The sequence below is a fragment of the Marinobacter sp. Arc7-DN-1 genome (genome assembly GCF_003441595.1).
Lineage (GTDB): Bacteria > Pseudomonadota > Gammaproteobacteria > Pseudomonadales > Oleiphilaceae > Marinobacter > Marinobacter metalliresistant.
In genome coordinates, this window is record NZ_CP031848.1 from 2,115,098 (window position 1) to 2,135,865 (window position 20,768).

Genomic DNA, 20,768 nt, shown 5'->3' on the forward strand with positions numbered 1-20,768 from the left:
TTCAGGCTCCACCCGCATCATTGGCGGCCTGAGGTAGCGCAATTCCTGAAAGCCGTTCATAGACCTTGATAACCGCGGCATCGTCCTCTCGCCCGAAACCCGCTCCTTTGGCTGCAGTGAATTGCTGGAGCGCGCTAGAGGCAACGGGCGTGGGCATGGCCAGTTCACGTCCAGTGTCGTGCACAATATTGAGATCTTTAACAAAGATATCGACGGCTGAAAGCGGGGTGTAGTCTCCTTTGAGGATATGAGGGACCCGGTTTTCAAACATCCAGGAATTGCCAGCCGAGTTGGTAATGACTTCGTAGACGGTTTCCGGATCCAGTCCCATGCGGATACCCAAGGCCATTGCCTCGGCAGCCGAGGCAATGTGCACTCCGGCCAGCAACTGGTTCACCAATTTCATGCTCGAGCCAACACCGGGGGCGTCCCCCAACCGATAGACAGTTGCCGCCATCGCATCGAATACGGGCTCAGCAAGCGTGAATGCCCTCTCGCTACCAGACGCCATGACCGATAGTTGACCGGCCCGCGCCTTAACTGCCCCACCACTAATCGGAGCATCAAGCATCTGGATACCCGCGTTGCCAAGCCGATCACCGAAACGACGTGCAGTACTCGGGGCAACCGTGGAACATTGAATCACCAGGCTGTCCTGCATCAGGGAGCCGACAAGACCTGATTCGCCAAACAAAACCTGCTCGACCTGTGTTTCATTAACAACCACCACCAACACAACATCGCACTTCGAGGCCAGTGCCGCCGGACTCTCCACGCTCTCACCACCCGATTGGACGAAGGACGCCCGTGCGCTTGCGTTGACGTCACACCCCTTGACACGAAACCCACGGTCAAGCAGCGCCACGGCCGTACCCATCCCCATGGCACCAAGGCCTACAACGCCTACTCGGTGTAAATGTTTGGCTGTGTTTGTCACGTGCGAATCCCCTGGTTGTTGTTCTGGTTATGGTAGCGCTATCATGCTAGCGCTACCATTCTTGTAGCTGATAGCTTTAGTGACAGCAAGTTTCAGACACGAGGAGTACGACCAATGTCTAATAAGGAATCAACACTTCCGAGTCCACGCCGAAGGCGTGGTTCCGATAAGCCAACACTGAAACAGGTTGCAGAGGCCGCGGGTGTATCACCGATCACTGTATCCCGGGCACTGAATTCCCCAGACCGCGTCAACGATGAGACAAGAAGTCGAGTTCTGGATTCGGTGGAAAAGCTTGGCTATGTTCCCAACCTCGTCGCCGGCAGTCTGGCATCCGCAAATTCCCGGTTTATCGCCGTCATTGTCCCCTCCCTGGCGAATGCAGTGTTCATTGAAGTGATCAAAGGACTTCAGGAGACGTTTGAAACCAACGGGTACCAGATACTCCTTGGCAATACCGATTACGATCAACAACGAGAACACCAACTGGTCAGAACATTCCTGGGTTGGTCCTGCTCGGCGCTGGTCATTGCCGGTCTCCGTCACAGTGGGGCCTGCGTGAACCTGCTCAAGAGCTGGAATAAGCCCGTGATGGAAGTCATGGAACTTGGCGAAGGTCTGGATCTCAACGTTGGCCTGGACCATTACGAGGCCGGGCGCACCATGGCACGCCATCTTTTAGCGCGGCACTATCGTTCAATTGTTTATGTAGGTGCCTGTATGGACATGGATTATCGGGCAGGAATGCGGTTTTCGGGCCACAAAGAAGTGCTTGAGGAAGCAGGCATGCAAGCCGCGCTGATTGAACTCGACCGTATGGGGAGCCTGGAAGCTGGTGCTGTTGGACTAGACACTGTCCTTGAGCAATACCCACATACCGATGCCATCCATTTTGCCAACGACGATCTTGCTGCCGGCGCACTGCTCCACGCTCAGCGCATTGGCCTGAGCGTACCGAATGATATCGCTATTGCGGGCTTCAATGGGTTACCTATCGGCCGACATGTTACACCGAGACTTACAACCATTCAGTCACCTCGAGAAGCGATGGGGCGGCTAGCGGGAGAGCAAATTCTGAAGCGGCTTGAACATCAACCCGTTTCTCAGCCACAACATGATGTGGGATTCAAGCTTATAGTTGGAGAGAGCACCTGATTTACCCGCAATTGGTGCTTTCCCATTTCCCTTGATCAGAAGTGTTTCTGCAGAGCTTGGCGTGCATAACCGGTTCAGGCGATTCTTTCCGCCAGTGATGTCGATTTCAGTCAGTATCTGAAGCGGTAAAATCGGGGTCAGGTAAAATCGGGGTCAGATGAAAATGGGGTCAGATGAACTTTCATCTGACCCCATTTTCATCTGACCCCACTTTCAGTTTCCCAGCAGATGGCTTAGCGCACTGCGCAACTTCGGCGGCTTCACCGGCTTGTTCATCAGCAGGTGACCCAGCTCACGGATGTGCTGCTTGAGCTCGTTGGTGTAGTTGGCGGTAATCATCACCACCGGCGCCGGGCAGCGGCGGCGGCCGTTGATCTCCGCCACCACATCCACGCCGTTCTCATCGTTGTCCAGGTGGTAGTCCGCCAGTATCAGGTCCACCGGGCTGTTTGCCGGATCGAGCTGGCGTTCCAGGTCTTCCAGGGATACCGCCGTGACCACCTGACAGTCCCAGCCTTCCAGCAGGGTTTTCATGCCCTGGCAGATGGACTGGTCATTGTCGATCACCCAGATCCGGGCGCCACCCAGGCCGCTGTCGAAGGACACCGTGCGGTTCTGATCCGGCTCCGGTCGCGTAGGCTGCAGTCGGCCAAGGGGAACCTTGACGCTGAACACCGAACCCTTGCCTTCGATGGACGCTACCGTCACCTCATGGCCGAGCATCCGGGAGATCTTGTCCACGATGGCCAACCCAAGACCAAGCCCCTTGTCGGGCTGTGAGCCTGCTGGCCGGATGCGTTTGAATTCCTGGAAAATCTCGGTGAGCCTATCTTCCGGGATACCCGGGCCGGTATCCCAGACCTGCAGCAGGATATGATCCCTGCGCCGGCGGCAGCCCAGAAGAATTCGGCCATTGCCGGTGTAGCGAATGGCGTTGGTCAGAAAATTCCTGAGAATCCGGGCCAGCAGCTGGGAATCGGATTCCACGGTGGCGGAGCTGGCGACAAAATCCAGCCGCAGGCCCTCGGCCATGGCCATTTGCCGGAACTCCCGGGCGAGGTTGTTAAGCAGGTCCCGAAGATCAAAGGCCGTCACGTCCGGCGTGATGACGCCAGCATCCAGCTTGGAAATGTCCACGAGCGTACCCAGAAGATTTTCAACGTCGTCCAGCGATGTACTCACTGAACGTACCAACCCTTCGGCCTTGGGCCCGAATGACTGTTCCAGCAGCGCACTGGTAAACAGTCGGGCGGCGTTCAGGGGCTGCAGTAAATCGTGGCTGACCGCGGCCAGGAACTTGGTTTTGGAGAGGTTGGCCCGCTCCGCCTCCAGTTTGGCATCGCGAAGCCGGGCCTCCACCGCCGCCCGCTCGCTGATTTCCTGGCGCAACTGGCTGTTCAGACCGGTCAGCGCGGCGGTGCGTTCTTTCACCCGGCGCTCCAGGTTGTCATAAGCCTGCTCCAGGGCCAGCGCGGTCTTGCGGCGGTCGGTAATATCCCGGATCAGCACGAAGAAGCCGATGATGTCGCCCTGCTCGTCGAAATTGGGCACATAGGAGCGGAGCATGTAGCGCACCTCGCCCTGTTCTCCGGCTTCTTCGAATTCAAAGGTCACGTTGTGGCCGCCCATAACCTCCAGAATGTGGGGCAGCAGGCGCTGATACAACTCGGGCGTATGCACATGATCCAGGCGCTTGCCCAGGGGCGACTCGCCTTTGCGGCCATACCAGGCTTCATAGACCTTGTTGCAGAACTGAATGGTCATGTCGGCACCGACATAGGCAATCAGTGCCGGCACATGGTCGGTGACCACACGGATCCAGCGCTCGCTTTCCTCCAGCGCCTTGATACGCCGCGCCATTTCACTGTTCTTGACGTCGGTAATGTCGGAATACAGCACCACCAGCCCACCTTCCCGGGTGGGTCTCTCGGTCATCTGAACCCAGCGACCGTTTGAGAGCAAAAACACCACGCCTTCCGAATCCGGATGACCGTGCTCTTCGACAATCAGTCTGGAGGAGACGGCCTGCTCCTTGACCTCGTTAATACGTGTGCCCGCTTCAGGCACCTCGACACCGGCCTGGCGCCAATAGCTGCGGAACCGGCTGTTGCTCTGGATCAGGCGGTGCTGCCTGTCAAACAGGACAAACCCGTCAGCAATGCTTTCGATGGCATCGTTCAGGCGCTGGCGGGTGGTTTCAGCTTCTTCCCGGGCCCGGTTCAGGGCCTTGTTACTGCCCTTCAGCTCTTCCATGGCCTGATTAAGCGCTTCGGTGCGCTCCCGTACCTGCTCGGCGAGCACCACCGAGTGCTCGAAGGCGGCGTAGGGCTCGGGCTTGTGGGCGGAACCGGACTCCACCCGGACGATCAGGGCGTCACGAATCCGCCCGAGGCGCTTATTTTCCGCCTCAAGCTCCGCAATGCGCCGGTCCCGGTCATCCCGTGCGGGACTGTCAGTCTTGCCCGGAACGGATATCAGGCTGGCCAATGACCACCCCCGTAAAGGTCTGGTTGATGTGCATGCCGTCAAACTGCTCGCCATAGGTGTTGAAGCCGATCACCTTGTGGTGGCGCAGGAATTCCGAGACCGCCTCCACCTCCCCGGTCAGCTCCGCTTCAAGTCGCCGCAGGAAGCAATCGCAGCCGATGGTCACCAGGGGCGGTCCAACCACTCGCTCGGAGGCCTCAATCTGGGTGCGCACACTGTCCAGCAGGGATTCCGGCTCCATAGCGGTCATCACGATTCCGGTTTCCACCGCACAGTAGAAGGTCAGGCTCTTGTCCGGATTCACCCGCTGGACCGAGCGTACAAAGTAATGCCCGCCGATCTTCACCCCCATGGGCCGAAGGGCGAAGACCTTGCGGTCCAGGGCATCGACAGCCACACCCACGGCTCGGGCATAGGCATCGGCGGCAGGCTCGGCATTGAGTTCGTATACGGTCCGGCTTTCCGCGCAGGCATGGGTCACCACCAGTTTCTCACTGCGTTCAACCATGTGGTGAGTGGAAAACACCCGGAAATCCAGGGGTGTGTTCACCAGCAAAACGGTGGCGGCACCGGTGTGGAACTGGCCATCATAAAACACATGGGTGTTGGCCAGGCGCTCATCGTCGCCGGCAGAACCGCCGAACTGGGGAATGGTGCCCAGCGCGGCATTGAGAGTGGCCAGAACCAGTTCTTCCCGGCTGGAAAGACCGTCGAGAAGGGTTATCGCAAAGGTATTGCCCTTGACCGGCGCCAGCTTCGCGTCTCGACACGTGGACAACAGTCCGTCGATTACGCCTTGAGCGTCCTGCAGGGTGAAACGGTCCAACTCCCGGATCAGCGCGCAGTCGATGGCAAAGTAGCGATTGTCAAAGCCAATGGCGGTAATACATCCACGGCCATAGCCCTCCGGCGTGATCTCACCGGCGGATGTACACCCACACACGCGCACGCCCTGAAAGGCATGCTCGAGGGCGGTGCCAAGACGGCTAAGATCGTATTCCGCGGAACAGAAAAACAGCACACAGCCCAGGTGTTCGTGGTTGAGCTGACTGGCAAGGTTGGTGGCGGCCAGGATCGGATCGCGAACACTGGAGCTCGCTACCCGGACCGCGGGCAGGGTCGTCGCTGGCTTCATAAACGCGGATCCCGGAAACGGATGACTTTCCACCGATTCTACGGCATCGGCAAACGCAGCCAATGCGACTTCAGTGCTTTTAATGGGTGCGCCAAAATGTTCGTAAGTCATTGATTAAACTACCTCCTGAATCAATGCCTGGTGGCGCTGCCGGTTTCCGCGGGGGCAAACCGGCACTTTAGTCTTAGGCAACCCGCTGCTGGGAAGGTTCTCCTGCCATCCCCGGGGGCCGGCGGCTCCTTAAAACATGACGATGGCGCCGAGGGCGATGGTGTCCGCCTCAGTGGTTGTTACACCCGTGCTGCGGTTGTTGTCTTCGTACCTGTTGTACTCGGCAACCAGCTTGAAGTTGCTGTTGACGTCATGGAAGAAACCGAGGGTTGTGCTTTCCGTTTCCAGGTTCAGGATTTCCGCATCCGTCTCGCCATACGACAGGACAACACGGTTGGCTCCGAATGCGTAAGAGCCCTGAACCAGGAAGCCATCAGCATCGTCTTCGGTCACGGCGCCATTACCGATCAGGACCGGGTTGTCACCTTTGGAAGTGAAGCCGGAGGCTGCCAGGGTGAGACCCGCAACCGATGCCTTCAGGCCGTAGCCAAGACCGGTGCTGTCAACGGTGGTCGCGCCGTTTTCAGCCGACTGGTAACGGCCGTTCACCCAGCCCGCCAGGGCTATGTCCTTGAGGTTGGCGTTGTAGGTGACTTCGGACTCAAAACGGGGCGCTGAGTTCTCGTCATTGGCCCCGGTCACCGTATCCGCCGGATCCAGGACACCGGCTGCCACCTTGAAGCCACTCATATCCGGCGAGCGATAGGTAATCTGGGCGGAGGGTGTCGGATACGGATAGCCGGAGCGAATGTTGCCGAAGGAAACACCGCCCTCCAGGCCCGGCGACCCGACTCCCATCAGGATCTCGTCCAGGAAAATATTGGAACGGGCGTACAGGCCAAAATCCTTGCCGATCAGCACCTGGCCGAAGTCGCCGTCTACGGTAGCGTAGAACTGCCGCACATCAATCTGCGTATCTGTCGCGGTGCCAGCATCTGCGCCCAGGCTGTCATTGATGGTGGTCCAGAACGAAGACCGTCCGCCGAGGGTCAGATCCCCCATGTCCTTGCTGAAGTTGAAGCCGATGGTGTTGGGCAGAAAGCCCATCTTGACGCGTGAATCGCGGACATCGTTCAGTTTGTCGTCACGGTTTACGTAGAAAGCATTGAAGTAGCCGTCAACGGAAAAGCTGTTGCCGTCCTGGTTGTACAGTTCAACGGCGGCATTGACGCCGGCACTGGCACCCATGGCCGCTGCCATGGCAATGGCTAACCCTGATTTTCTGACGTTGTTGTTTTTCATAGTTCCCCCGGTTGTTTTTGGAAATCTGGGATCGGAGTTCCAGGTTATCCGGACACTCCAGGCATGGTCTGTCGCCTGAATTCCATGGTCGGTTATGCGGGAGAGGGGGGGAATGCGCCCAGGGAGCAGGTTTTCTGCTCATTTGGGAGGCATCTGAAATGAAACTTTGGGATTAGTACTTGTCGGAAAAACCGTCAGAAAAGCCGCCGGAGAGGCCACCGGGAAACTGTGCCAGTTCCTGCAGGCAATCGTTCAGGAAATCCTCGGGATCCGCCATCACGGCCTCGTCGGCAACCACGCCAAACTGCACCTGCCCGGCGTAGCTGACAATGCTGATGCCCAGGCCAATATTTCCGGCCTGGGGTACCCAGAACATCTGCTCGGTTATCCGGCAGCCGGCAATGTAGCGGGCCTCCGGAGTACCAGGCACGTTGGAAACCACCGCACTGGCCTTGCGGTAGAACACATCGGCAACCGGCTGCCGCCAGGGTTCCGGAATAACCGTGGCACTGGCCGCCAGCCCCCAGGCAATACCGGGTTGCCAGCTCTTTTTTAGCCGGCGGGTTTCGTGTTTGATGCGGTAGAGGCGCTCCAATGGGCTTTCGCCATCCACCGGCAAGGGTACGAACACGGTGCCGAAACAATTGCCCAGCGCGCCGGGCGCCGGCTGCAGTTGTTCCGGTAGCCGGCTGCGGATATCGACCGGTACCGCGGCATGGAGAATCGCCTCGTCCAGATCTTCACCTTCAATACCCAGACGGGTCCGGACCGCCGCTGCCACGCAGCTGAGCAACACGTCATTAATGGTGACATTGGTGGCTCTGGCAATAGCGCGAAAACGGTCCAGCGGTACCGGATCAGACCAGCGGCAGTGCCGACGCCCCAGCAGCGGCCGCCTGAGATCCGTCACCGTATCTTCCGGCTCCACCAGGAATTCCGAAAATTCGTGCACCAGATTCAGACTCTTCCGGGCTACCCGCTCCAGCAATCGGCCTGCGCCCTGCCATTGATTCCCACTGGCATCATCCGGCCCTGGACCGCTACCGGGCTGCTCCGAAGACGGTTCTGTTGCCATCAACTGTCCCAACCAGGCCTTTGCCGCCGATGTCCAGCGTGCCAATTCGGCGGTTTCTGCCGCGCCGTAAATAGCAGGATGCTGCTGAGGCGATGGCGGACACAGACGATCAAAGATACCCAACAGGGACAGACCATCGGCATAGCAATGGTGAATGCGCAGCAACAGCACGGCGCCGCCCTCGGCATTCGGGGCCAGCCAGAATTTCCAGCGCGGGCGGTACATGGGCAGCGGCTGATTCAGCCGGGCCGATACCCATTCCCGGAGAGTCTCCGGCGTAAAGCGGTCCACCACCACATCAAGGTGATGCCGCACATCAAACATCGGGTCCGGCTCCCACCACCAGGCCGGTGAGCGCTTGACCGGCAGATACCGGAAACGCTCCCAGGCCATCCAGTAAACCCTGAGAAATTCCCGGAAGCGTGGCGCCGTGAGGCCATCAACCCGCAACATCACGGTGATGGTCATGGGGTTTTCCGGGCGCTCCAGGGCCAGCCAAGCCGAATCCGCAGGTAGCAGAAGGTGCGATTGCTCGTGACTCAAACCCGAACGTCCCCGGAAGAATGGTGAAGGTATGTAGCCTCTGATTCACTCCTGAATCAGAGGCTACATAAAAACCGAACCCCGCATTGTGCCAGACAAGCCCCACAGGCTCCAGAGAAGGCAATGGTTCACGCCGTTACAAAAAATTACACGTGAGTAACTATTCAGCCCTATACTGGTTATAAGCCTTAATGCAATGGTTATTAAACACCCGAATCAGTCATCGGTTGGCTCTGGGAGACCGTAAAACTGGTACCCAGCGCCAATAACTCACGGGTCCGATCGGGGTACAAATCAGGGTACAAAAGGGTTACCAGCACACTCAAATTCCAATAACAGGCCGTTGCAGTGCTGGGGGGAGAGCAGTTATGAAAGCGAGCCATGTTCGCAAGCTGATAAAACCGATTGAAAGCGCCTACTCGGAAATGTTTTCGGGGCAGGTCTACCGCGTTGGCAAAGGCGCTGTTTCCGTTCGCAACCACAGCGGCAAGGCAGAACAGACGGTTGTCGGCGTGCACGGTTTTCTGGAAAACCACTGCTACTTCACCCAGGCCTACGAAGCGCCCACCACCGAACTGATTTTGCTGACCTGCAGCAACTACCATATCCCGGTCAACGGCATTACCCCGGAAGCCCCGGACTGGGAGGTGCCGATCAGGCATCTGGAAGGCACCATTGAGTACGATGCCTGCATTCTGAACCAGGCCCTGTCCAACCTGCCCACCACCGGGAATATTCGGGTGCACGGCCATTCACGGGGCGGCGCGGTGATTCTGGAGGCCATCAAACAATGGCCGGAGCTTTTTGAAGATATGGAGGTGGTACTGGAAGCGCCGGTATTGCCCCAGGGCAAACTTCATGCTCTGGTTACCACCCTTCTGGAACCCGTCAGCCACGGCATGTGGCCCTGGCTGATCCGCCTGATCAACAACGCGCCTTCCTCGACCTACGGCCAGACCTTCTTCGGCAAGATGAACCCGCGGAAGAAGCAACTGCTGAGCAAGCTGTTCTCGGCCACCAAAGACCATCTGACCATCGTTCGCAATATCGAGAACATCATGGATTGGATGGCGCGCACCGACACCAGCATCTATAACCACGTCCGCCACGGCACCTTCCTGATTCCGGCGGTGGACCGCATTCTCGATCGCTCCTCCATGTTGGCCAGTGCCCGCCAGAGCCCGACCACCATGAGAATCGTGGAAACCGAAGCTCCGAGCCATTTCATTACGCTCGACAGCAAGGAATGGGTACCCGGTTTTGAAACACTGCCGGCGGCCGCCCAGGGGTAGCGCCCTGCCCGACCTTACTGCAAGACCTCAGCAGCTCCGCTAAACTACGCCACTTCCTCCTTTATCATCAGGTTTAGTGGAGCCAACCCCCATGTACCGTGAGCGTCTTGTCGCGACCGAAACCCGCTCTGAAAGCGCTCGCCAGCTGCAGCAGCTGTTGCTGGACTATCACGATTTCCGGCAGTTGAAAGCGGCACATCCGTTGCTGGAAAATAGCTTCCGGGTGGCCGACTGGCAGGCAGAGCGCCTGAAAGCGACCCACCTCGATCTCTACCAGCACCCCGGTTACCACCACGGCCTGGAGTTTCTGCTGACCGATCTTTACGCGCCGGCCAGGATGACCCGCCGGGATGACAACATCGACCGGGTGTTCCCCAAGATGGTGAAGTGGTTGCCGGATAACCTTCTGGACACCTTTGCCGGCCTGGTCGAGCTGAACCTGATCACCCAGCAGCTGGACCTGGAGCTGGCAGAGCTCTTCCATCGACAAGGTATACCCACCGATTCGCTAACCATCGAGTACTATTGCACCGCCTACCGGGCCAGCGAACGGCTGGATCAAAGGAAAAAGCAGATTACCCTGGTGGCGGACGTCGGCCAGCAACTTGACCGTTATGTCCGCAACCGCACTCTGGGCTGGCTACTGTCCATGAGCCGCGGCCCGGCGGAAATGGCCGATCTCACCGATCTGCACAGCTTTCTGCACCGTGGCTACTCGGCGTTCCGGAAGATGAATGATGTAAATTTACTGATCGACCGGCTGGTCACCCGGGAGCAGCAGGTGATGCGCAACATCTTAGCTGGTCACCCCGAGCCTTTCAGTCTGCCGGGCGACCTGTAAAAGCCTCAGCCAGTGTCCCCTCAGGCCTTGATGATCTGGTCCAGCTGGGAATGAATTTCCTGCTCAATGCGCGACTTGAAAGGCCGCAGCATCATGCCCAACTCCAGATGGATATGCAGATCCGTTGGGGTGATGTTCAGGTGCCCCTTGACGCCACTGCGCTTGAATTTCAGATGGTCGCCCTCCCACTGGTAATGTACGTCGAACTGGCTGGACAGATCCTGCGCCAGGGCTTCGGCAGCCTGCCTTGCGTGTTCTTTATCCAGGGCGTGCGGGCGGTGTACGTCAATAACAGACATGAATCAGTTTTCTCTTAACTTTGGACGGATTTACAGTTTAGGGTGCGATTAAACTCACCGCCACCCTTGTAGCAACCCCGTCAACGGTTAGAATACGGGGTTCAGATTCTGACAGGACACCTCCCATGAGCGAGCAGCAAACGCCACCCCGCCAGGCCGGAAACAGCAACGGCCAGAACGACGTTACCCACTTCGGCTTCCGCAACGTGCCCAAGAGCCAGAAGGCGAGCCAGGTGGCAGAAGTATTCCACAGCGTGGCGGGCAAGTACGACCTCATGAACGATCTGATGTCCATGGGTATCCACCGTCTCTGGAAACGCTTCACCATTGAGCTTTCCGGCGTGCGACCGGGCCACCAGGTACTGGACATCGCCGGCGGCACCGGCGATCTGACCATGAAATTCTCGGATCTGGTGGGCCCCTCCGGGAAGGTTGTGCTGGCCGACATCAACGCCTCCATGCTGCAGGTCGGGCGTAGCCGGCTGACGGACCGGGGATACGCCGGCAACATCGAGTATGTCCAGGCGGATGCCGAGCACCTGCCGTTCCCGGACAACAACTTCAACGCGGTGTCCATCGCCTTCGGGCTGCGTAACGTCACCGACAAGGATCAGGCGCTTCGGGACATGACCCGGGCTCTCAAGCCGGGCGGCAAGCTGATGGTTCTGGAGTTTTCCAAGCCCACCAATCCGCTATTGAGCAAGGCTTACGATGCCTACTCGTTCTCCGCACTGCCGCTGATGGGCCAACTGATCGCCGGTGACAGCGAAAGCTACAAATACCTGGCGGAATCCATCCGCATGCATCCGGATCAGGAAACGCTGAAAGGCATGATGGAAAATGCCGGCCTGGTGAACTGCAAGTACTACAACATGACCGGCGGCATTGTCGCCCTGCATGTGGGAATCAAGCCCTGATGTTTCCCGGCCCCACCGTCCTTTCTGCCGTTACCGCCATCCTGGAAAGTGCCCTGAACCGGGCACTGGAGCTGGATCCGGCCGGACATCAGGCACTGATGGAGGCATTGGCAGGGCCGGTACAGCTCAACATCACCGATCCGATTACCTTCACTTATACCCTGGACCGGGCCGGTAAGCGGGTCCGGGTTGGCAGCCAGCCGGTGGAACAGCCGGCCCTGGAGATAACCGGCAAACCCATCGCCTTTGCCGCCCTGGCAACCGGCGACGACCGCGTCTTCGCCGATGGCCGCCTTCAGGTGACCGGCGACACCGCGCTGGCCCACCAGCTACAGCGCGCCCTGAACCAGCTTGAGCCGGATTGGGAAGCCGCCATGGCCCGCCACATCGGCGATGTCCCCGCCCATTTTCTCGGCCAGCGCATTCGCGGAGCCCTGCGCTGGAGCCGGCAGGCGTTTCATTCCCTCAATGCCAGCATCGAAGAATATGTGCACGAGGAAAGCCGCAGCCTGCCGGGGCGACGGGAACTGGAAGCCACGTTTGCGGATATCGATGAACTCAGCCTGCGCACGGAGCGGCTGGAGGCCCGGCTGACCCTGATTGAAAACCACGGCAAGACTGACGAACCGGAGAACCTGTGACCCGCCTGCAACGCCTGTTCCGAATTGCCTGGGTATTCTGCCGTTACCGGCTGGACACGTTCCTGCCCCTTTCCGAACTGCCGGCGCCTCTGAAGGTGTTTTTCCTGCTGGCTCCGTGGCACTTGTTCCCCCAACCCAAGCTTGATCGCGGCGACCGCCTGCGGCTGGCACTGGAGGAGCTGGGGCCGGTATTCGTCAAGTTTGGCCAGATACTCTCCACACGACGAGACCTGCTGCCGGATGACATGGCCGAGTCCCTGAAAACCCTCCAGGATCGGGTTCCGCCCTTTCCCAGTGACGTTGCCCGGGGCATCATCGAAACTTCCCTGGGCGCCCCGGTAGCAGACCTGTTTGCCGAATTCAGCCCGGATCCGATGGCCTCGGCCTCGGTCGCCCAGGTACACGCCGCGACGCTGCGCAACGGCCAGAAGGTCGTGGTCAAGGTATTGCGCCCCGGCATCGAAAAGGTCATCCGCCAGGACCTGGCCCTGATGTACCTGATGGCCGGGCTACTGGAAAAATACTGGTCCGAAGGCAAACGCCTGCACCCGGTGGAGGTGGTGGAAGACTACGACTCCACCATCCACGATGAGCTGGACCTGCAGCGGGAAGCCGCCAATGCCAGCCAGTTGCGTCGGAATTTCGAAAATTCCCCGCTTATTTACATCCCTTTCATTGACTGGGACTACACCCGTAAAACCGTGCTGGTGATGGAACGCGTTCACGGCATTCCCATCGCCGATACCGCCGCCCTCAAGGCGGCCGGTGCGGATATGAAAGTCCTGGCAGAGAGAGGGGTCGAGATCTTTTTTACCCAGGTGTTCCGGGACAGCTTTTTCCACGCCGACATGCACCCCGGCAACATCTTTGTGGATGTCTCCAATCCGGCCGACCCCCGCTATATTGCCATCGATTTCGGCATTGTCGGCACCCTGGCGCCGGATGACCAGAGCTACCTGGCCCGCAACCTGCTGGCCTTTTTCCGCCGGGACTACCGCCAGGTGGCGCAACTGCACATTCAGTCCGGCTGGGTACCACCGGACACCCGGGTTAACGAGTTCGAGGCTGCCATTCGTACCGTTTGCGAGCCCATCTTCGAGAAGCCCCTGAAAGACATTTCGTTCGGTCACTTCCTGCTGCGCCTGTTCCAGACCGCCAGGCGGTTCAACATGGAAGTGCAGCCCCAACTGGTACTGCTGCAGAAAACCCTGCTGAACGTCGAAGGCCTGGGCCGCCAGCTCTATCCGGAGCTGGACCTCTGGAGCACGGCCCAACCGTTCCTGGAAGCCTGGATGCGCAGGCGCATTGGCCCGTCCGGACTGATCAAGTCATTGCAATCACACTTGCCGTCCTGGCTCGAGCAGTCGCCGGAAATGCCTCAACTGGTGCACGACGCGCTGCTGCAACTGCGACATGCCGGCCCCACAGAGCAGCAGAATCGGGCTACACTGGAACTGCTCCGGGAACAGCAGGTCCGTACCGAGCGGCGCTGGCGCAGAACCGCTGTGGCCGCATTACTGGTTGCCGGAGCACTGGCCGGCACCCAACCCGAGTCCCGGCAGTGGGTTGAAGCGCTGCCCGCCTGGGGTTGGGCACTGTTCGCCATTGCCGGCGGGCTGGTGCTCCGGGGCGGCCGATAACCGATAAAGATTTCAGGATTCACAAAAATGCAAGATTACTCCGATAACGTCGAGACCCCTGACTGGCTGGACACCGTCCGCTGGACACCGGACGGCCTGGTGCCGGCCATTGCCCAGGACGCTGAAACCGGCGACATCCTGATGATGGCCTGGATGAACCGGGAATCCCTCAGGCTGACCGCCGAGGAGGGCCATGCGATTTATTGGTCCCGTTCCCGGGGCCAACTCTGGCGTAAGGGCGAAACGTCCGGCCATGAACAGGTGATCCGGGACATCCGGCTGGACTGCGACGAGGATGTCATCCTGCTGAAAGTGGAACAAAAAGGTGGTATCGCCTGCCATACCGGAAGGCGAAGCTGCTTTTACCGGTCCCTGAAAGAGGGTCAATGGGTCAGCGTTGACCCGGTGATCAAAGACCCGGACGCCATTTACGGCAGCAACTGAGGAGCACGGACAGTGAGTGATGTACTGGAAAACCTGGCCAGGGTTCTGGAAGCCCGAAAGGAAGCGGACCCGGAAACCTCCTACGTTGCCAGCCTCCATGCCAAGGGTCTGAACAAGATCCTGGAAAAGGTGGGAGAGGAGTGCACGGAAACCCTGTTGGCGGCCAAGGACGCAGAACACACCGGTGAAACCCGGGATGTGGTCTATGAAACCGCAGACCTGTGGTTCCATAGCCTGGTGATGCTGTCCGGCTTCGGACTCGGCCCAAAGGATATTCTGGACGAGCTGGCCAGCCGGTTCGACCTGTCAGGGCTCGAAGAAAAAGCGTCACGGAACAAGTGACCGGGAGTACCCCTAACGGGGATTTCCGCGAACCGGTTCTGGTAACGTACAATGTCACGGAACAGAAACATTAAAACGAGGACCCCGTAATGGGTATCAGCATCTGGCAATTACTTATCGTACTCGGCATTGTCATTCTGTTGTTCGGAACCAAGAAACTGCGCAACATCGGCAGCGACCTGGGTGGCGCCATTCGCGGCTTCAAGAAGTCCATGAGCGACGAGGACTCCAAGACCGAGAATCCGGACTCCCTGGAAGGCAAGACCGAAGAGCAGCCGCAACCGGCGGCTGAAGATAAGCCCCGGGACAAATCCCACAGCTGAGACCTGGCTGAATGTTCGATATCGGCTTTCTTGAGCTACTGGTCAGCGGCGTCATTGCGCTGTTGGTGCTTGGCCCCGAACGGCTGCCCTCAGCTGCCCGCGCTGCCGGGCGCTGGGTGGGTGGTGCCCGGCGCATGGTCAGCCAGTTCACCTCGGAACTGGACCGGCAGCTAAAAGCTGACGAACTCCGTGAAGAACTTCGCAAGGCGGGGGATGTTGGCCTGGACGACGTTCAGAAAACCGTGCGCGGCGCCCTGGATGAAGCCAAAAAATACGAGCACATGATCCTGCCCGGGAACGAAACCAAAACGCCCGGGAGCGCCGCCGCCGAAAACACCACCGATCAACCAGAAACCCCGCAAACAGAAACCCCGCAAAGTCCGCCGGATAAACGTTCATGAATGCAAAGCCAGACGGCAATCAGATGCCTCCGGAACACCAGGAAATGCCTCTGATTGAGCACTTGCTGGAACTTCGCAATCGCCTGCTGAAAATGGTTCTGGCGGTGGTTATCTGCTTTGCAGCGATCTACCCGTTCGCCAACGAACTGTATCTGTGGTTGTCCGAACCCATCCGTTCGCTGCTGCCGGTCGGCCAGACCATGATCGCAACCGACGTCACCTCGCCCTTCTTCGCGCCCCTGAAGCTGGCGCTTGTACTGTCGGTGTTTGCCGCCATCCCCATTATTCTCTACCAGCTCTGGAGCTTTGTAGCCCCGGGGCTTTATGCCCATGAGAAGCGGCTGGCCTTTCCGCTGCTGTTTACCTCGGTGCTGTTGTTTTACCTGGGTGCCGCTTTCGCCTATTACGTGGTGTTCCCCCTGGTGTTCGGTTTCTTCACCGCCATCGGCCCGGAAGGCATTGTTGAACTGCCCGACATCAGCAGCTACCTGAATTTTGTCCTGAAAATGTTCTTCGCCTTCGGTGTGGCCTTCGAGATTCCCATCGCCACCGTCCTGCTGATTCTGACCGGGGCCACCACACCGGCGGACTTGGCGGCCAAACGCCCCTATGTCGTGGTCGGCTGCTTCATCATCGGCATGCTGCTGACCCCGCCGGATATCATCTCCCAGACTCTGCTGGCCGTGCCCATGTGGATCCTGTTCGAGATCGGGATCCTGTTCGGCCGGTTGGCAAAACGGGAAATGGCGGAACCGGATACCGACGAGCCTGCCAGCGAATGAACCTGGCGTTACTGTTCGACGAAGACTTCGTCGGCCCTGACCGGGTGATCCTGCGAGGACGCCGCCTCGCCCATTTGCAGTCCGTTATCAAGGTGGCTGCCGGTGACTCGGTGCCCGTTGGCCGGGCTGATGGCAACATGGGGACCGGCGAGGTTCTGAGACTCACGGATACCGAAACAGAACTCCGGGTGACACTGGATCATACGCCGCCCGCTCCCCTTCCTCTCACGCTGATCCTGGCCATGCCCCGGCCAAAGATGTTCCGGCGGATCCTGCAAACCTGCGCCACCCTGGGCGTAAAGGACATCTGGCTGATCAACAGCTATAAAGTGGAAAAAAGTTTCTGGCAAACCCCATGGCTGTCTGAAGCACAGGTGAGGGAAAACCTCACCCTGGGGCTGGAACAGGCAAAAGACACCCGCATGCCCCGGGTGCAGATCCGCAAGCTGTTCAAGCCCTTCGTGGAAGATGAATTGCCGGCTCTGCTGGAAGGCAGGCAGGCTCTGGTGGCTCACCCCGGAACCAGCACGCCCTGTCCGGTTCACCTGAACCAGCCAACTGCCCTGTGCGTTGGCCCGGAGGGTGGCTTTACCACTTATGAAGTCGGCAGACTGGAAGAGGCCGGGTGCCAGGGCATCCATCTTGGCCCCCGGATTCTGCGCGTGGAAACCGCTGTAACGGTTCTGGTCAGCCGACTGTTTGACGCCTGCAGGTGAGGCCGGTCAGGCTGACCGTGCCTGCCACCACCGGGCCAGCGGAGTAATCAGCGCCACCAGAACCGCCCCGGCCAGAACACCGAACAGGCCGTTGGCAGCGGTGGGAATCAGTGCCCCGGCCATGCCGCCAAAACCCTCGGCAAAGCGATGAATGGCATCGTAAACCGGCGAAAAGCCATGGATGAGAATACCGCCGCCGACCAGGAACATGGCCAGAGTGCCGAGCACCGACAGCGTTTTCATCAGATACGGCGCCAGCCACAGTATCCCCTCACCCAGCCGCTGTAAGATCGGGTTGCCTGTCTGGCTGAGGTACAGTCCTCCGTCGTCCAGCTTGACGATACCTGCCACCAGGCCATAAACGGCGACGGTGATCATGATGGCGACCACCGCCAGAACCATGAACTGCATACCAATAGTCTGGGTGGTTACGGTGCCCAAAGTGATGGCAATAATCTCGGCGGAGAGAATGAAATCGGTCCGGATGGCGCCCTTGATTTTGTCCTTCTCGACCGCGCGAAGGTCCGCCTCAGGGCTCTTCAGGGCCTCATGCAGTTCCGTCTTGCGCTTCTGATCCTCCTCCCGGTGCAGGAACTTGTGCACCAGTTTCTCGAAGCCCTCAAAACACAGGAACGCACCCCCAAGCATCAGCAGGGGCGTGACCAGCCAGGGCATGAAGAAGCTGATCGCCAGGGCCGCCGGCACCAGTATCGCCTTGTTGATCATCGAGCCCCAGGCCACGGCCCACACCACCGGCAGTTCCCGGGCCGGTTTTACCCCAGTCACCTGCTGGGCGTTGAGTGCCAGATCGTCACCCAGAACACCCGCCGTTTTTTTCGTTGCGGCTTTGGTCATCAGGGCAACATCGTCCAGCACGGAGGCGATGTCATCGATCAGTACGAGTAAACTGCTTCCTGCCATTAAACATTCCTTTGTTGATGCGTTTCAGGCATTTAGGCCCATAGCCTCGGCGGCAATCCGGTTCTTGACCGGCCCCAACTGATTGAGCCAGCGCATGCCGGTGTTCCGTAACCAGCGCACCGGCAGTTCGTCGCGACCAAACAGCTGCCTGAATACTTCCATCGTGGCCATCATGGTGAGATTTTCACCTTTCCGGCGGCGCTGATAGCGCTCCAGAACCAGCTCGTTGGCCGGGTTCAGACCGGCCTTCCGGGCCCGTGACAGCTCGTCCAGCAGGGCGCGGACATCACCATAACCCAGGTTGGCACCCTGCCCGGCCAGCGGGTGAATGGTGTGGGCGGCGTCCCCCACCAGGGCGAAACCGGGGGCAATGTAGTTCTTGGCGTGGCGCTGGCGAAGCGGAAAGGCAAACCGGCGGGAAACCGCTTCAACCGCCCCCAGCTCCCGCTCAATGGCCCGCTCAAGCTCAGCCGTGAAATCAGCGTCGCCAAGCGCCATCAGCCGACGGGCCTCCTCGGTGTCCTGGGACCAGACAATGGAACAGAAATGCTCATCTCCGGATTCGGTCAGCAGGGGCAGGAACGCCAGTGGCCCGGTCAGTGAAAACCGCTGCCAGGCAGTAAACCGGTGGCTCTGGCTGGTGCGCACCGTGCATACAATAGCCTGCTGATCGTAGTCCCATTCCCGGGTTGGCAGGCCCAGCCACTGACGCAAGCGGGAGTTGGCGCCGTCGCAGCCCACCACCAGATGGGCAGCCAGCGCACGGCCATCCTCCAGTTCAACCGTCAAGTCGCCGGACCCACGCCGGCAGCCGGTCATGATCGCGCCTTCAATCAGCTCAACCGGGCTTTCTTCCAGGGCTTCGAACAGAGCCCGCACAATGCTCCGGTTCTCGATGATAGTTCCCAGGGCCCGAGCCTGGAGTTCCGCCGCCTCGAACTCTATACGCCCGGTTCCATCACCATCCCAGACGGTCATGCTCTGGTATGGGCAATGGCGGCCGGCGGTAATGCCGGACCACACCCCGAGTTGCTCCAGCAGTTGCTGGCTGGCAACCGAAATGGCACTGACCCGGGGCTCAAAATCCGCCACGGTTTCGGCCGGACCAGGCGCCTGAACCAGTGTTTTATGCTCAGCCCCCTCAACCAGGCCCACATGCCAGCCCTGGCGGGACAGGCCCAGGGCCAGGGCCGAACCGATCATGCCACCACCGGCCACCAGGATATCGAAGGTTGTTGAGTCACTCATGGCGCGTCCCGCCCCTGTTTAACCTGCCCGGACGGCTTATCACCGCCCGGCGTCCGCCCAGCCCCATGGCCTTGCGGGCAAACCAGCGTTTTGCTCCAGGCAGAAGATCAAGACCCACCAGCCCCGCATCCCGGGCGGCGGTGATCGGTGGCATCGACTGCCCAAACACCCGCACCAGTGAATCCGAGAACCGGACCGTCTGCTGCCAGTCCTGCCGATGCCGCGCCTGATACCGCCTTAGCACATCCAGGTCGCCAATGGATTTGCCCTGCTCTGTCGCCAGCCGGAACTGCTCTACCAACGTCATCAAGCCCCGCAGGGCGAGATTGAAGCCTTGCCCCGCCACCGGATGAAGCGCGTGGGCCGCATTGCCCACCAGAGCAACCCCGGGGCGGACGGGTTCGTCCACCGTGGTCAGCGTCAGCGGGTAATGATGGCAGCTGCCGATTCGGGTAAACCGCCCCAGGCGCCAGCCGAACCGTTCCTGCAGCCGCCGGCATTTGTCGGTATCCGGCAGCTCCAGAACCTCGGCCAGGGCCTCGTCGTTCAGAGTCCATACCAGCGCAGACTGATGGCCGGCGCAGGATGGGGAACCGTGGGGCAACAGCGCCATGGGGCCCGCATCGGTGAATCGCTCAAAGGCAGTAAAGCCATGATTATCACTGGTGGAGATGTTGGCGATCAGGGCATTCTGGCCATAACTGTGGTGACTGGGCTGGAAGCCGAGTTTCTCCCGCAATCCGGAGCGTCCGCCATCCGCCACCACCAGGCAGCGGGCAGTCAGCTCACGGGTGCCGTTGTCATCAGAGGTCAGTTGCACCCGAACGCCCTCGGGCATTGGCGTCATATCCGTGACTTCCGCCGGCGCCTGCCACTGAACATTGGTTTCCAGCAGCTCCCGCATCAGGCAAAGGCCCATCCAGCGGTTATCGGCGACGTAACCCAGGGCTTCCTGCCCGTGCTCGGAGGCGTGCAACCGGGTCGCCCCGAAATGGCCCCGGTCAGACACATGAATGTGGTGGATCGGCGTCGCATGTTCTGCCAGCCGGTGCCAGAGCCCAAGCTCCTCGAAGATCAGCCGGGAGCCCCAGGCCAGTGCCGTGGAACGGGCGTCGTAACTGGGCTGGTAACTCTCGGGCAGGGCATCAGGCGAGAGCGGGAACGCCTCCACCACGGTCACCCGCAGCGAGGGCACCATCCGGGCCACCGCCAGAGCGAGCGTTGCCCCGGCAAGGCCACCGCCGGCAATGATCAGATCGGTATCGGGCTTGGTCAC

At 59.7% G+C, this 20,768-nt stretch carries 21 protein-coding genes; 12 read left to right on the forward strand and 9 right to left on the reverse strand.

Features of this window, described 5'->3' with window-relative positions; genetic code table 11:
- Window position 1: 1 nt before the first annotated feature.
- A complete protein-coding gene (gene ltnD, locus D0851_RS09945; RefSeq protein WP_227539499.1) occupies window positions 2–937 on the reverse strand; it encodes an L-threonate dehydrogenase in 936 nt (311 codons plus the stop codon).
- Window positions 938–1,051: 114 nt separating this feature from the next.
- Between ltnD and D0851_RS09950 the strand changes: the two genes are divergently transcribed.
- Window positions 1,052–2,092: a LacI family DNA-binding transcriptional regulator gene (locus D0851_RS09950; protein WP_117618514.1), complete on the forward strand. Its 1,041-nt coding sequence runs from the start codon at window positions 1,052–1,054 to the stop codon at window positions 2,090–2,092.
- 213 nt (window positions 2,093–2,305) lie between these two features.
- Here D0851_RS09950 and D0851_RS09955 read toward each other — a convergent pair whose 3' ends face one another.
- The 4 genes from D0851_RS09955 to D0851_RS09970 all read right to left on the reverse strand — a co-directional run bounded on the left by D0851_RS09955 (window position 2,306) and on the right by D0851_RS09970 (window position 8,685).
- The gene (locus tag D0851_RS09955; protein ID WP_264756482.1) at window positions 2,306–4,570 is read right to left on the reverse strand and encodes a hybrid sensor histidine kinase/response regulator; all 2,265 of its coding nucleotides are present in this window, start codon (window positions 4,568–4,570) and stop codon (window positions 2,306–2,308) included.
- Entirely contained in the window at window positions 4,545–5,714 is a 1,170-nt protein-coding gene (gene nosP, locus D0851_RS09960) for a nitric oxide-sensing protein NosP (RefSeq protein ID WP_413773556.1), read from the reverse strand. The genes D0851_RS09955 and nosP overlap by 26 nt, the downstream gene beginning before the upstream one ends.
- A gap of 240 nt (window positions 5,715–5,954) precedes the next feature.
- Window positions 5,955–7,067: a porin gene (locus D0851_RS09965; protein ID WP_117618516.1), complete on the reverse strand. Its 1,113-nt coding sequence runs from the start codon at window positions 7,065–7,067 to the stop codon at window positions 5,955–5,957.
- Window positions 7,068–7,239: 172 nt separating this feature from the next.
- Window positions 7,240–8,685: a WS/DGAT domain-containing protein gene (locus D0851_RS09970; protein ID WP_117618517.1), complete on the reverse strand. Its 1,446-nt coding sequence runs from the start codon at window positions 8,683–8,685 to the stop codon at window positions 7,240–7,242.
- 368 nt (window positions 8,686–9,053) lie between these two features.
- Between D0851_RS09970 and D0851_RS09975 the strand changes: the two genes are divergently transcribed.
- On the forward strand, window positions 9,054–9,977 hold the full coding sequence (locus tag D0851_RS09975) for an alpha/beta hydrolase (RefSeq protein ID WP_117618518.1): 924 nt from the start codon (window positions 9,054–9,056) through the stop codon (window positions 9,975–9,977).
- A 91-nt stretch (window positions 9,978–10,068) separates the two neighbouring features.
- Window positions 10,069–10,818 (forward strand): FFLEELY motif protein, encoded by a 750-nt coding sequence (locus D0851_RS09980; RefSeq protein WP_117618519.1) that lies wholly within the window; start codon window positions 10,069–10,071, stop codon window positions 10,816–10,818.
- 20 nt (window positions 10,819–10,838) lie between these two features.
- Here the strand turns inward: D0851_RS09980 and D0851_RS09985 are convergent, their stop codons facing one another.
- Complete coding sequence (locus D0851_RS09985; RefSeq protein WP_117618520.1) at window positions 10,839–11,117, reverse strand: polyhydroxyalkanoic acid system family protein; 279 nt, start codon at window positions 11,115–11,117, stop codon at window positions 10,839–10,841.
- Window positions 11,118–11,242: 125 nt separating this feature from the next.
- Between D0851_RS09985 and ubiE the strand changes: the two genes are divergently transcribed.
- The 9 genes from ubiE to D0851_RS10030 all read left to right on the forward strand — a co-directional run bounded on the left by ubiE (window position 11,243) and on the right by D0851_RS10030 (window position 17,323).
- Window positions 11,243–12,034 (forward strand): bifunctional demethylmenaquinone methyltransferase/2-methoxy-6-polyprenyl-1,4-benzoquinol methylase UbiE, encoded by a 792-nt coding sequence (gene ubiE / locus D0851_RS09990; RefSeq protein ID WP_117618521.1) that lies wholly within the window; start codon window positions 11,243–11,245, stop codon window positions 12,032–12,034.
- Window positions 12,034–12,675: an SCP2 domain-containing protein gene (locus tag D0851_RS09995; protein WP_117618522.1), complete on the forward strand. Its 642-nt coding sequence runs from the start codon at window positions 12,034–12,036 to the stop codon at window positions 12,673–12,675. The genes ubiE and D0851_RS09995 overlap by 1 nt, the downstream gene beginning before the upstream one ends.
- Window positions 12,672–14,315 carry a ubiquinone biosynthesis regulatory protein kinase UbiB gene (ubiB, locus tag D0851_RS10000; protein ID WP_117618523.1) on the forward strand — a complete coding sequence of 548 codons (1,644 nt, stop codon included), beginning with the start codon at window positions 12,672–12,674 and terminating at the stop codon, window positions 14,313–14,315. Before D0851_RS09995 ends, ubiB begins: the two co-directional genes overlap by 4 nt.
- Before the next feature lie 27 nt (window positions 14,316–14,342).
- On the forward strand, window positions 14,343–14,759 hold the full coding sequence (gene hisI / locus D0851_RS10005; protein WP_117618524.1) for a phosphoribosyl-AMP cyclohydrolase: 417 nt from the start codon (window positions 14,343–14,345) through the stop codon (window positions 14,757–14,759).
- A gap of 12 nt (window positions 14,760–14,771) precedes the next feature.
- Complete coding sequence (locus tag D0851_RS10010) at window positions 14,772–15,101, forward strand: phosphoribosyl-ATP diphosphatase (protein WP_117618525.1); 330 nt, start codon at window positions 14,772–14,774, stop codon at window positions 15,099–15,101.
- A gap of 89 nt (window positions 15,102–15,190) precedes the next feature.
- A complete protein-coding gene (tatA, locus tag D0851_RS10015) occupies window positions 15,191–15,424 on the forward strand; it encodes a twin-arginine translocase TatA/TatE family subunit (protein ID WP_117618526.1) in 234 nt (77 codons plus the stop codon).
- A gap of 11 nt (window positions 15,425–15,435) precedes the next feature.
- Entirely contained in the window at window positions 15,436–15,825 is a 390-nt protein-coding gene (tatB, locus tag D0851_RS10020) for a Sec-independent protein translocase protein TatB (RefSeq protein ID WP_117618527.1), read from the forward strand.
- Entirely contained in the window at window positions 15,822–16,607 is a 786-nt protein-coding gene (tatC, locus tag D0851_RS10025; RefSeq protein WP_117618528.1) for a twin-arginine translocase subunit TatC, read from the forward strand. Before tatB ends, tatC begins: the two co-directional genes overlap by 4 nt.
- Window positions 16,604–17,323 (forward strand): 16S rRNA (uracil(1498)-N(3))-methyltransferase, encoded by a 720-nt coding sequence (locus D0851_RS10030; protein WP_117618529.1) that lies wholly within the window; start codon window positions 16,604–16,606, stop codon window positions 17,321–17,323. Before tatC ends, D0851_RS10030 begins: the two co-directional genes overlap by 4 nt.
- 6 nt (window positions 17,324–17,329) lie before the next feature.
- Here the strand turns inward: D0851_RS10030 and D0851_RS10035 are convergent, their stop codons facing one another.
- Genes D0851_RS10035 through ubiH form a run of 3 tightly spaced genes read right to left on the reverse strand, consistent with a single transcriptional unit; the run spans window position 17,330 to window position 20,768 of the window.
- Complete coding sequence (locus D0851_RS10035; RefSeq protein ID WP_117618530.1) at window positions 17,330–18,244, reverse strand: DUF808 domain-containing protein; 915 nt, start codon at window positions 18,242–18,244, stop codon at window positions 17,330–17,332.
- Window positions 18,245–18,268: 24 nt separating this feature from the next.
- Window positions 18,269–19,492: an FAD-dependent monooxygenase gene (locus D0851_RS10040; RefSeq protein ID WP_117618531.1), complete on the reverse strand. Its 1,224-nt coding sequence runs from the start codon at window positions 19,490–19,492 to the stop codon at window positions 18,269–18,271.
- Window positions 19,485–20,768, reverse strand: coding sequence for a 2-octaprenyl-6-methoxyphenyl hydroxylase (gene ubiH / locus D0851_RS10045; protein WP_117618532.1), 1,284 nt, complete (start codon window positions 20,766–20,768; stop codon window positions 19,485–19,487). The genes D0851_RS10040 and ubiH overlap by 8 nt, the downstream gene beginning before the upstream one ends.